9 protein-coding genes and 1 pseudogene are annotated in these 12,545 nt (G+C 66.6%); 2 read left to right on the top strand and 8 right to left on the bottom strand.

Annotation, left to right across the window (positions count from 1 at the left end):
• The first annotated feature begins 84 nt into the window (after positions 1 to 84).
• Entirely contained in the window at positions 85 to 336 is a 252-nt protein-coding gene (locus ACQY5A_RS19100; RefSeq protein ID WP_428341902.1) for a three-helix bundle dimerization domain-containing protein, read from the top strand.
• A 119-nt stretch (positions 337 to 455) separates the two neighbouring features.
• The gene (locus ACQY5A_RS19095; protein ID WP_428341901.1) at positions 456 to 1,766 is read left to right on the top strand and encodes an FAD-dependent oxidoreductase; all 1,311 of its coding nucleotides are present in this window, start codon (positions 456 to 458) and stop codon (positions 1,764 to 1,766) included.
• 265 nt (positions 1,767 to 2,031) lie between these two features.
• Here the strand turns inward: ACQY5A_RS19095 and nuoN are convergent, their stop codons facing one another.
• The 8 genes and pseudogenes from nuoN to ACQY5A_RS19055 form a co-directional block, all read right to left on the bottom strand.
• On the bottom strand, positions 2,032 to 3,654 hold the full coding sequence (gene nuoN / locus ACQY5A_RS19090) for an NADH-quinone oxidoreductase subunit NuoN (protein WP_428341900.1): 1,623 nt from the start codon (positions 3,652 to 3,654) through the stop codon (positions 2,032 to 2,034).
• On the bottom strand, positions 3,651 to 5,285 hold the full coding sequence (locus tag ACQY5A_RS19085) for an NADH-quinone oxidoreductase subunit M (RefSeq protein ID WP_428341899.1): 1,635 nt from the start codon (positions 5,283 to 5,285) through the stop codon (positions 3,651 to 3,653). Before ACQY5A_RS19085 ends, nuoN begins: the two co-directional genes overlap by 4 nt.
• Positions 5,282 to 7,165: an NADH-quinone oxidoreductase subunit L gene (gene nuoL, locus ACQY5A_RS19080; protein WP_428341898.1), complete on the bottom strand. Its 1,884-nt coding sequence runs from the start codon at positions 7,163 to 7,165 to the stop codon at positions 5,282 to 5,284. Before nuoL ends, ACQY5A_RS19085 begins: the two co-directional genes overlap by 4 nt.
• A 4-nt stretch (positions 7,166 to 7,169) precedes the next feature.
• Positions 7,170 to 7,469, bottom strand: a complete 300-nt coding sequence (gene nuoK, locus ACQY5A_RS19075) for an NADH-quinone oxidoreductase subunit NuoK (protein ID WP_428341897.1) — start codon at positions 7,467 to 7,469, stop codon at positions 7,170 to 7,172.
• Positions 7,466 to 8,272, bottom strand: a complete 807-nt coding sequence (locus ACQY5A_RS19070) for an NADH-quinone oxidoreductase subunit J (protein WP_428341896.1) — start codon at positions 8,270 to 8,272, stop codon at positions 7,466 to 7,468. The genes nuoK and ACQY5A_RS19070 overlap by 4 nt, the downstream gene beginning before the upstream one ends.
• Positions 8,269 to 8,814, bottom strand: coding sequence for an NADH-quinone oxidoreductase subunit NuoI (gene nuoI / locus ACQY5A_RS19065; protein WP_428341895.1), 546 nt, complete (start codon positions 8,812 to 8,814; stop codon positions 8,269 to 8,271). Before nuoI ends, ACQY5A_RS19070 begins: the two co-directional genes overlap by 4 nt.
• Positions 8,807 to 10,066 carry an NADH-quinone oxidoreductase subunit NuoH gene (nuoH, locus tag ACQY5A_RS19060; protein WP_428341894.1) on the bottom strand — a complete coding sequence of 420 codons (1,260 nt, stop codon included), beginning with the start codon at positions 10,064 to 10,066 and terminating at the stop codon, positions 8,807 to 8,809. Before nuoH ends, nuoI begins: the two co-directional genes overlap by 8 nt.
• Before the next feature lie 61 nt (positions 10,067 to 10,127).
• Positions 10,128 to 12,529, bottom strand: a pseudogene (locus ACQY5A_RS19055) (NADH-quinone oxidoreductase subunit G).
• Positions 12,530 to 12,545: the final 16 nt, after the last annotated feature.

Below are 12,545 nucleotides of genomic sequence, written 5' to 3'. Positions count from 1 at the left end.
GAGGGTTGTGCGCTGCGATTTTGGTTACATAGCCGGGGTACACAAAATCTTGACCGGTGGTCAGTTGGCGGCAACAATATCGGGATGCCTCCCGAAGAGCGGGCGTGGATCAACGACGTGGAGCGTCGCCTCGCCGAGAAGTATTCGGCTCTTCCGATGGACCACGTTGCCACCGTTGTGCGCCATGCGTATTCGCACTTCAACAGCAGCCGGGTACGAGGATTCATCCCGTTGCTGGTGCAGCGGCGTGCCGACGGGGAACTCGAGGAATTGAGCGTCTTACGGCCGGACCTGGCCGCGGTCGCATTCGACGACATGGTCACAGCCGGGGTTTAGCTCGCACGTCGCTTGCAGGCGGCTGTGATCGGCATCCTCGGCTCGATGATTCCGGCCTCTGTTCTCAACTATCTCTGTAGCGTAAGCCGGCAGACGTGCTAGGGGCGAGGGGGAAACCGGTGGGCAAACTGGGGGGACGGGCAGTCGTCTGCGGTGCGGGCATGGGCGGCCTACTCGCCGCCCGGGTGCTCAGCGACTTCTACGGCACAGTGACGGTGGTCGAGCGGGACAAGCTGCCTGACGCGGCCGATCAGCGGCGCGGTGTTCCGCAGGGTCGCCACTTTCACGTGTTGTGGAGCCGCGGCGCCCACGAACTGGCCCAGCTGTTCCCCGGTATTCACCAAGACCTGATCGCCGCCGGCGCCGCGGTGTGCGACGACGGCGATCTGTCCCGGGTGTCCATCCGGGTCGCCGGTCACGAGCTGAGCCGAGAGGGCAAATTCAGCGACCCGTCGGCCGTCAAGCTCCACCTGCTGAGCCGCCCGTTGCTGGAATCGCATGTCAGACAACGGGTCAGCGCGATTGCCAATGTGGAGATCCTCGACGGACACGACTTCGTCGAGCCGGTCGCGCCGACCCCGCAGCGCGTCACCGGTGCCAAGATCGTTGACCGCGAAACCGAAGAGCAGCGAACCCTGGACGCCGACCTGGTGGTCGACGCGATGGGACGCGGGGCGCGCACACCGGCCTTCCTGGAAGACATCGGCTACGGGCGACCAGTCGCCGAACGCTCGACGACCACCGCGAACTACACCAGTCTGCTGATGCGGATCCCGGAGGGGATCATCAAAGAGCGGATGACGTTCGTGGTTCCCGAGCCGAAAAAGGCTACTGGCGGGGCCTTTTCGATGTACGAGCACGACACCTGGATTTTCACGTTGACGCGGGTGGCCGACAACGAACCACCGGACAGCCTCACCGGGATGATCCGGATGGCCACCCAGTTCGCACCGCCCGCGTTGTTGCGGGCGCTCAAGCGCGGTGAGCCAATCAGTGAGATCTCGATGTTCCGCTACCCGGGTGCCACGTGGCGGCGCTACGACCAGATGGATCGGTTTCCGGCGGGCCTCTTGGTGTTCGGCGACGCGATCTGCAGTACCAATCCGATCTACGGCCAAGGCATGACGGTGGCAGCGCTGGAAGCGACGGCGTTGCAAGCGTGTCTGGCCGAAGCGAACGGTGACTTCGCGCAGCGATTCTTCGCGGCGGCTGCTGAGCAGATCGGACCGATGTGGGCATCCAATCAGTTCAATGATCTCTACATGGACAGTGGGGATCCCGATCATTCGGCGTCCAAGGAATTGCTGGAGTTCCGCGAGGCGGTCCTCTCCGCGGCTGAGGGCAGCCCGGCACTCAGTGAAAAGCTCTACCGCTCAATGAATCTGGTCGACCCGCCGACCGACTACAGCCCGCTGCTCGCGTCCGGCTGAGACCGGATTTGGCGGCGGTTGCGCTGGCTGATCTCGGCGTAACGATCTTTGCGCCCGTCACGATCCAGAGTCTGTGCACCGGCGATGGCCTGTTCGGCGGCAAGAGCAGGGGCGGTGATCGCGTCCGAGCTGGTGACCTAGATTTCCTTGAGTCCGGCCATGATTGGCGCGCGCTCAGAGGCGATGAGAAAGTCGCAGCCCAAAGCCATTTCGAGTCCGCCGGCGAAGACCGCGCCGTCGTCGTCGCTGACAACCAGCGTCGACGTCAGGTCAGGAACTGTGCGGCCTGCCCGGCGAGGTCGAGCAACGACTGCGGGAAGATGCCCAGGCCGATCGTGATCGCGGCGCATACCGCGATGGCCGCCTTGCTCCAGAAGCTGGGCATCACGACGTGGACCGGCTCAGCGTGCGGCTCGGTGAAGAACATCAGCACGATCACCCGAACGTAGAAGTACGCGGCGACCGCGCTGCCGATCACACCGACGATGACCAACGGCACCGCACCGCCCTTGGCCGCAGCGGAGAACACCGCGAACTTGCTGATGAATCCACTGGTCAGCGGGATACCGGCGAACGCCAGGAGGAACATCGAAAACAGCAGGCCGACAACGGGATACCGCTGGCCGAGGCCCGCCCAGTGCGCGGTGGTGGCATCTTCTTCGCCGTGCGCGTTACGAATCAGGCTGACCACCGCGAACGCACCCACCGTGCTGAAGCTGTAGGCGACCAGATAGAACATCGTCGCCGCCAGACCCGCACGGTTATCGGCGATCACGCCGGTCAGGAGAAAGCCCACATGCGCGATCGACGAATAGGCCAGCATCCGCTTCACGTCGGTCTGCGTCACCGCGGTGACCGTGCCGACCGCGATGGTCGCAATTGATATCGCCCACAGCACCGGTCGCCATTGGTCGTGCAGCGGCGGCAGCGCGACATAGACCACGCGCAGCAGGGCGCCGAACGCCGCGACCTTGGTGGCGGCGGCCATGAACCCGGTGATCGGGGTTGGCGCACCCTGGTAGACGTCGGGGATCCACGAGTGGAACGGGACGGCGCCGACCTTGAACAACAGCCCGACCGACAACAGCGCAACGCCGGTCAGCGCCATCGAGTGGCTGTGGTCAGCGGCCAACGCCTTCGCGATCCCGGGCAGCGACAGGGTGTCGGTGGCGCCGTAGAGCAGCGCCACGCCGTAGAGGAAGAACGCCGACGAAAACGCGCCCAGCAGAAAGTATTTGACCGCCGCTTCCTGAGACAGCAGGCGGCGGTGCCGCGCCAGCCCGCAGAGCAGGTACAGCGGTAGCGACAGGACTTCGAGGGCCACGAACATGGTCAGCAGGTCATTGGCTGCCGGGAACACCAGCATGCCGCCGACAGCCAGCATGGTCAGCGGGAACACCTCGGTCTGGCTGGCGCCGGCCCGCTCCGCCTCGCGCTCGGACGCACTGTCCGGAACCGCCGATGCCTGCGGCGTAAAGGCTTCCAATCCGGGGGGCAGCCCGGTCGGCGCGTGGGCGGTGGCGGTCGCGGCGCCCGGTCCGGCGGCCGGGTGGTCGCTTTGGTGGCGCTCGGCGAAGAAGAACACCGCCAGGAACGCGACCAGCAGGACGGCACCCTGCAACAACAGGGTCGGCCCGTCGACGGCCAACGCGTGCAGCACTGCGTAGCGGCCCGGGGGATCGAGCTGGCGGGCCACCACGATGACCGCGGCGATCGCCGCGCTCAAGCCTCCGAGCGCGAGCAGTACCTGGGCGCCGTAGCGGGCCCGTCGAGGCACGAACGCCTCGACCAGGACGCCGACCAGCGCGACGCCGAACACGATGAAGATCGGTGAGAGCAGCCCATATTCGACGCTGGGCGTCGGCATTGGTGCAGCGAGAGACGTCATCGGTGCGGTCCTTCCGCGATGCCAGGCATGTGCGCCGTGCCGGGCCGCACGATCGGCGGGGGGTCATGCGCACCGATGGTCGCCATGGTGTTGCCCACCGCGGGGTTGATGATGGTGAGCACCGGCTTCGGGTAGATCCCTAGCACCAGCAGCAGCAGGAGCAGCGGGGCGACGACGAGGATTTCGCGTGGCACCAGGTCGCGGATCCGTTCGTTGCCTGCGGTGACCGGGCCGGTCATCACCCGCTGGTACAGCCACAGGATGTAGATCGACGAAAGCACAAGCGCGACAACGCCGATCGCCGCCGCCAGCCAGTAGCGGTTGTATGCGCCCAGCAGCACCAGGAATTCGCTGACGAACGGCGCCAGTCCGGGCAGCGACACCGTGGCCAGCCCGGCGACCAAGAAGGTCCCCGCCAGCACCGGCGCCACCTTCTGGATTCCGCCGTAGGCGGCGATCGAGCGGGTGCCGCGCCGCGATATCAAGAAGCCGGCGATCAAGAACACCGCGGCGGTGGAGATGCCGTGGTTGAGCATGTACAGCGTCGCGCCGCTCTGGCCCTGACTCGTCATCACGAAGATGCCGACGATGATGAAGCCGAAGTGCGAGATCGAGGTGTAGGCGATCAGGCGCATGATGTCGGTCTGGCCGATCGCCACAATCGCGCCGTAGATGACGCCGATGATCGCGAGGGTGACGATGGCGGGCCGGAAATACGTTGACGCGTCGGGGAACAACTGCAGGCAGTACCGCAGCATGCCGAAGGTGCCGACCTTGTCCATCACGGCGGTGATCAGCACCGCGGTCGCGGGTGTCGACTCCACCGCCGCGTCGGGCAGCCAACGGTGGAACGGCCACAGCGGCGCCTTGATGGCGAACGCGAACATGAACCCAAGGAACAGCGCCTTGAGCACACCCGAGGAGGCGCCCAGCGAGCCCGTGGTTACCGCGGCGACGATTTGACGGAAATCGAAGGTGCCCGAACCGTTTTCGGCGGTCACCACGTACAGGCCGATCACTGCCGCCAGCATGATCAGGCCACCGAACAGGTTGTAGAGCAAGAACTTCACCGCGGCGCGCGACCGGTGGGCTCCGCCACCGAACCCGCCGATGAGGAAGTACATCGGGATCAGCATCGCCTCGAAGAACACGTAGAACAGCAGCACGTCCAGCGAGATCACCGAGATGAGCACCATCGACTCGATGGTCAGCGTCAGCGCCACGTAGGCCTGCGTGCCGCGGGACCGCTCGCCACCTGACGATCGCCAGCGCGGCGAAGCCGGGCGCAGCGGGTCGTCAGCATCGCGACCGTCATTCCAGCCGGCCACCAGCAGGACCGGCACCAGGATCGTGGTGACCAGCACGAGCATCAGCGCGATGCCGTCGACGCCGATGGTGTAGCCCGCGCCGAATGCCGGTATCCACGGGTGAGATTCGGTGAACTGATAGGTCGGGCCGCCGACTTTAAAGGCCACCGTCAGCGCGATCGACAGGAGCAGCACCACCACCGACACGGCCACGCCGAGGTACTTGGCGAGCTGCCGGCCGCCGGGCGGGACCAGGATGATCACGACGGCGCCGACCAGCGGCAGCAGCCACAGGACGGAAAGCCAAGGCAGGTGCGAGGTCACCACAGTTGCACCGCCAGGATCGCGGCGGCGAAGAGCGCCGCTCCGGCCAACATCGACAACGCATAGTTACGGGCGAACCCGGTCTGGAAGCCGCGCAGCCACTCCGAGGTTCGACCCACCAGATTGGCCAGCCCGTTGACCGAGCCGTCCACACCCTGGTCGTCGAACTCGACCAGCGCGTGCGTGAGTTGCGCGCCCGGCCGCATGAAGACCTCCTCGTTGAAGGCGTCGCCGTAGAGGTCCCGGCGGGCGGCCACAGTCAGCACCGACACGTCGGCAGGCGCGGTCTCCGGGATCGGTTTGCCGAGGTAGCGCCACAGCGCGAACAGGAAGCCTACGGCGACGACGCCGACCGCGACCGCGCTGACCACCCAGCTCGGCGCGACGGGTGTGCTCTCCTCGAACGTCGTCACCGGTTCCAGCCAGTGCTGCAGCGTGCCGCCCCATCCCAGCAACCCGCCGGAGACCACCGATCCAACCGCGAGCAGGATCATCGGCCATGCCATCAGCGCGGGCGCCTCGTGGGGATGCGCGTCCTCGGCCCATCGCTTCTTACCGAAGAATGTCATCAGCATCACCCGGGTCATGTAGAACGCCGTGATCCCGGCACCGAGCAGTGCGGCGCCGCCCAGGATCCAGCCGCCGGCTCCGCCCGCTCCCAGCGCGGCTTCGATGATGGCGTCCTTGGAGAAGAAGCCGGCGAATGGCGGGACACCGATGATCGCCAGATAGCCCAGGCCGAATGTGGCGAAGGTGACTGGCAGCGCGCTGCGCAGACCACCGTAGTGGCGCATGTCCTGCTCTTCGTGCATCGCGTGGATGATCGAGCCGGAGCCGAGGAACAGTCCGGCTTTGAAGAAGCCGTGGGTGAGCAGGTGCAGGATCGCGAACGCGTAGCCCGCCGGCCCCAGGCCGGCGGCGAGCACCATGTAGCCGATCTGACTCATCGTGGACGCGGCCAGCGCGCGCTTGATGTCGTCCTTCGCGCAACCGATGATCGCCCCGAACATCAACGTGACCGCCCCGACGATGATCACGCCGAGCCGGGCGTCGGGGGAAAGGCTGTAGAGCGGGTTGGCGCGCACGATCAGGTAGACGCCGGCGGTCACCATGGTGGCCGCGTGGATCAGCGCGGACACCGGGGTGGGGCCTTCCATGGCGTCCCCGAGCCAGGCCTGCAGCGGAACCTGCGCGGATTTGGCGCACGCACCCGCTAACAGCAGCAGACCGATCCAGGTCAGCGCGCTGTGGCTGGCGCCCGCCGCCGCGCCGAACACACCGGAGTAGGACAGGGTGCCGAAGTTGGCGAAGATCACGAAGATCCCCAGCGCCAGCCCGGCGTCACCGACCCGGTTCATCACGAAAGCCTTCTTGGCGGCGGTCGCCGCGGTCGGCTTGTGATACCAGAAGCCGATCAGCAGGTAGGACGCTAGACCCACGCCTTCCCAGCCGGCGTAGAGGCCAACGAAGTTGTCGGCCACCACCAGCAGCAGCATCGCCGCCACGAACAGGTTGAGGTAGCCGAAAAACCTTCGGCGATCGGGGTCTTCGGCCATGTAGGCCACCGAGTAGATGTGGATCAGCGATCCGACCCCGGTGATCAGCAGCACGAAACAGATCGACAGCTGGTCGATCTGCAGACCGAAGTCGACCTGCAGCCCGTTGACCGGGATCCAGGTGAACAGGTTCTGGCCGATGGTCCTCCCATCGCCGTGGCGACCGAGCATGTCGGCCAGCAGCGACAGGCCGACCCCGAACGACGCCAGCACGGTCAGACAGCCCAGCCAATGTCCCCACGGGTCGGTGCGCCGGCCGCCGAGCAGCAGTATCGCGGCGCCCGCCGCGGGCAGCGCGACGAGCAGCCACGTCAAATGTGTCATCCCCTCAGCCCTTGAGCAGGTTGGCGTCGTCGACCGAAGCCGATTTGCGAGCACGGAAAATCGTCATGATGATGGCCAGCCCAACCACGACCTCGCAGGCGGCGACGACCATGGTGAAAAACGCCACCATCTGACCGTCGAGGTGACCGTGCAGCCGGGCAAAGGTGACGAAGGCGAGGTTCACCGCGTTTAGCATCAGTTCGACGCACATGAACATGACGATCGCGTTGCGCCGCAACAAAACACCGGCAGCGCCGATGGTGAACAGCAGTGCGGACAGATACAGGTAGTTCTGCGGGTTCACGACGCACCCCCTCTGGTGATGGCGTCAAAACCGTTCGAATATTTTTCAGCCGGCAGATCCCGCTCGCCGACCGGCCGCAATTCCAGGACCGCAGGCACCGACAACCGGGAGGGCGAGCCGTCGGGCAGCCGCGCGGGTGTGTCGACGGCGTTGTGCCGGGCGAAGACACCCGGACCGGGCAGCGGGGTGGGGTAGCCGCCGGGGCCGAACCGCTCGATGGACATCTCGCGCTGGGTCTTGCGGCGCTCGAAGCGCTCGCGGTGCGCCAGGATCATCGCGCCGATCGCGGCCGTGATCAGCAGCGCGCTGGTCAGCTCGAACGCCCAGAGGTAGCGCGAGAAGATCAGCGCCGCGAGCCCCTGGACGTTGCCTCCGGGAGCAATGTCTGTCGAGAGGCCGTTTGTCGCAAAACGGTCGGTGGCGAGGTTCCCGATCCCGGCGATCAGCACGACGCCCAAGCCCAGCCCGGCCACCACGGCCGCAACCCGCTGTCCGCGCAGGGTTTCCACCAGCGATTCCGCCGAGTCCACGCCGATCAGCATCAGCACGAAGAGGAACAGCATCATCACCGCGCCGGTGTAGACCACGATCTGCACGACGCCGAGGAACAAGGCGTCTTCGATCATGTAGATCACCGCCAGCACGATCATCGTCAGCGCCAGCGACATCGCGCAGTACACCGCGTTGGCAGCCATCACCACGCCTAGCGCCCCGATCAGCGCCAGCGCGCCTAGTAGCCAAAAGGTGATCGCTTCGCCAGTGGACGTGCGGGCGACGACGTCGGCGGCCAGCTGGGTGGTCACTGCGAGACGTCCGTGATCGGGATGTCGCGCAGGCCTTGTGAGGTGATGTTGCCGCGGTAGTAGTCGGCGTCGGTGGACCCCTCGGCCCTGGGGTGCGGCGCCGCAGTCATGCCTTCGAGCATCGGCGCCAGCAGGTTCTGCTTCTCGTAGATCAGGTCGGCCCGGTTGTCGTCGGCCATCTCGTAGTGGTTGGTCATGGTCAGCGCGCGGGTCGGGCAGGCCTCGACGCACAGCCCGCATCCGATGCAACGCAGGTAGTTGATCTGGTAGACGCGGCCGTAGCGCTCGCCTGGAGAAAACCGCACCTCGTCGGTGTTGTCGGCGCCTTCGACATAGATCGCATCGGCGGGACACGACCAGGCGCACAGCTCGCAGCCGATGCACTTCTCCAGGCCGTCGGCGTAACGGTTGAGCTGGTGGCGGCCGTGATAGCGCGGCTTGACCGGGCCGGGGTTCTCCGGATAGCTCTCGGTGATCGGGCGCTTGAACATCGCGCCGAACGTGACACCGAACCCGGCGAGGGAACTGAGGAACTTAGCCACTGGTTACCTCCTTGCTGATTGGCGCCAGTGGCCTACCTGGCAACGCCGGCGTCGGGAAAGCCGGCTCGAAGTTCGCCGGCATTCGGGAAATGGCTTCGGACTCTGTGCGACGGCGTCTCTTACGAAGCTGTCTGTTGCTGAACGGTCGTTGCAGCAGATACAGCAGCACAGCGGTCACGACGATGCTGGCGCCGACCAGCAGCGTCGTCCAGTGCGCGTAGCCCTGGTCGCGCAGCGTGCGGATGCCGGCGGCGATCAGCGCCCAGACCAGGGAGACCGGGATGAGGATTTTCCACCCCAGCGCCATGAACTGGTCGTACCGCAGCCGGGGCAGTACACCGCGCAACCAGATGTAGAGGAACAAGAACACCCACACCTTGGCGGTGAACCACAGCACCGGCCAGAAACCGCTGTTGGCGCCGGCCCACATGGTCAGTGGCCACGGCGCGTGCCAGCCGCCCATGAACAACGTGGCGGCCAGCGCGGACACCGTTGTCATGTTGATGTACTCGGCAAGGAAGAACATCGCGAAGCTCAGCGACGAGTACTCGGTGTGGAAACCGGCGACCAGTTCGCCTTCGGCCTCGGGTAGGTCGAACGGCGCCCGGTTGGTCTCGCCGACCATCGACACCAGGTAGGTGCAGAACGACGGCAGCAGCAGGAAGACATACCAGACCCGGTTTTGGGCCGTCACGATCTCCGACGTGGACATCGTTCCGGCGTAAAGGAATACGGTCGCGAACGACAGGCCCATCGCGACCTCGTAGGAGATCACCTGCGCCGTGGAGCGCACGCCGCCCAGCAGCGGATAGGTCGATCCCGAGGACCACCCGGCCAACACGATCCCGTACACCCCGATCGAGGACAGCGCCAGGATGAACAGCACGGCCACCGGAAGATCGGTCACCTGCAGTGGGGTCAGGTGACCGAACACCGAAACCTGCGGTCCGAACGGGATGAAGGCAAACGCGGTGATCGCCGGGATCGTCGAGATGGCCGGCGCCAGAATGAAAATCGGTTTCTCGACGCCGAACGGGACGATCGGCTCCTTGAGTGCCAACTTGATGCCGTCGGCGAGGCTCTGCAGGTAACCGCGCGGGCCGACCCGGTTGGGTCCCCAACGCATCTGCATCCGGCCGAGGATTTTGCGTTCGGCCAGGATCGCGATCAGCACGGTCAGGACCAGGAACACAAAGACCAGAAGCGCTTTGGCCAGGATCAGCCACCAGGTGTCGTGCCCGAATGCAGTCATGTGAGCTGCTCCTCAGCACTGGCGTCGCTCATGCGGCGCACGGTCGGGTCGCAGGCATGGGTCACTTGGCCGCTCCAATCTTGACGACCGCGCCGGGCCTGACACCCAGTTGCCGGTGTACCGCCGAGCCCGGCGAATTCAGCGGCAGCCACGCCACGTGGGCGGGCATCTCGGTGATCGTCAACGGCAGCGTGATCGCGCCGCGTGCGGTGCTGACGCTGACGTCGTCGCCGTCGGCGGCACCGATCGCGTTCGCCGTCTCGGCCGACAGCCGCACTACGGGTGTGCGTGCGTACCGGCCAGATGCGCCTCGCCGTCCTGCAGTTGCCCGTCGTCGAGCAGCATCCGCCAGCCCGCCAAGACGGCCTCACCGGCATCGGGTTCGGCTGCTGCGGCCGTGGCGACACTCGGTGCCGCCACCGGGGTGCCGTCCCAGGTGCCCAACCCGTTGAGTTCAGCCAGCCCGGCTGCCACGGTGGGGAATCCGAGGTCGATGCCCAGCTCGTCGGCCAGGGTGTCGAGCACCCGGCAGTCCGGTGTGGCGCTGGGGGGCAGCGCCCCGGAAAAGCTGCGTTGACGACCCTCCCAGTTCACATAGGTTCCGGCCTTCTCCGCCGCCGGCGCGATCGGAAAGACCACGTCGGCGCGCTCGGTCACCGCGCTGTGCCGCAACTCCAGGCTCACCACGAAGCCCGCCGCGTCCAGGGCGGCCAGCACCGCGTCGGGGTCGGCGAAGTCGCCTGCGTCGATACCGCCGACCAGCAGTGCGCCCAGGCTGCCATCGACGGCCGCGGCCAGGATGGCGTCAGCGTCGCGGCCTTCGGCGGCGGGCAGGTCCGCGACATTCCAGCCCTGGGCCACCTGCGCGCGTGCGGTCTCGTCGCTCAGCGGCCGGCCACCGGGCAGCAGCCCCGGTAGCGCGCCGGCCTCGATCGCCCCGCGCTCGCCGGCGCGACGCGGCACCCACGCGAGTTGCGCACCAGTGCTGTCGGCGAGTCGGGCCGCGGCAGATAAGGCGCCGGGCGAGCCGGACAGCCGTTCGCCGACCAGGATGACGGCGCCTGGTTTAGCGAGCAGCCCGGCGAGTTCACCGCCGGCCAGTCCGTCCAGCGCGGCGGCCTCGCCGCCGGGGACGGTCTCGATCAGGGTGCCGTCCATCTTCTGTAAACCGTTGCTGGCGAACGGCGCAACGGCGTGGACTGGCAGCCCGTGCTTGCGTGCGGCCTTGCGCAGCCGCAGATAGACGATCGGCGACTCTTCCTCGGGTTCGAAGCCGGCCAGCAGGACCACCGGCGCTGACTCCAGATCGGAGTAGCTGGTTGATAGACCCCGCCCCGCGACTCGGGCCGCCAGGAACTGCGTCTCCTCGCTGGAGTGCGGCCGGGCCCGGAAGTCGATGTCATTGGTGCCCAGCACAATCCGGGCGAACTTGGAGTAGGCGTAGGCGTCTTCGACGGTCAGCCGGCCACCCGGCAGCACGCCGGCGCCGCCCGCCGCGGTGGTCAGTCCCTCGATCGCCGCGGCCACCGCGTGCGGCCACGACGCGGGCTCCAGCTCGCCGTCGGTTCCGCGGATGAGGGGAGTGGTGATCCGGTCACCCTGGGTGGTGTAGTTGAACGCCCAGCGGCCCTTGTCGCAGTTCCACTCTTCGTTGACCTCGGGCTCGTCGCCGGCCAACCGGCGCAACACCTTGCCGCGGCGGTGGTCGGTGCGCTGCGAGCATCCCGACGCGCAGTGCTCGCAGACGCTCGGGCTGGACACCAGGTCGAAAGGCCGGGCCCGGAAGCGGTAGGAGGCTCCGGTCAGCGCCCCGACCGGGCAGATCTGCACGGCGTTGCCGGAGAAGTACGACTCGAACGGCTCGTTGGCGTAGATGCCGACCTGCTGCAGCGCACCTCGCTCCAGCATCTCGATGAACGGGTCGCCGGCGATCTGCTCGGAGAACCGGGTGCACCGCGCGCACAGGATGCAGCGCTCGCGATCCAGCAGCACCTGCGAGGAGATGTTGATCGGCTTGGTGAATGTGCGCTTGACGTCTTCGAACCGGGAGTCCGGACGGCCGTTTGACATGGCCTGGTTCTGCAGCGGGCACTCACCGCCCTTGTCGCACATCGGGCAGTCCAGCGGGTGGTTGATCAGCAGCAGCTCCATCACCCCGTGCTGCGCCTTATCGGCCGCCTCGGAGCTGTACTGCGTGCGGACCACCATGTCGTCGGCAACGGGAATCGTGCACGACGCCATCGGTTTGCGCTGACCCTCGATCTCGACGAGGCACTGGCGGCAGGCGCCAACCGGGTCGAGCAGCGGGTGGTCGCAGAACCGGGGGATCTGCACGCCGATCAATTCGGCGGCCCGAATCACCAAAGTCCCCTTGGGAACGCTGACTTCGGTGCCGTCGATGGTCAGGTTCACCAGCTCGGGCTCGGCGACCTTTTCTCCGGTTTCGTCGGCCACCTGAGTCATCGGCGCCACTCCTTCT

It is taken from the genome of Mycobacterium sp., assembly GCF_965277065.1.
GTDB lineage: Bacteria > Actinomycetota > Actinomycetes > Mycobacteriales > Mycobacteriaceae > Mycobacterium.
The sequence above is the reverse complement of the archived record's forward strand: the minus strand, read 5'-3'. Positions and strand labels throughout refer to the sequence as shown.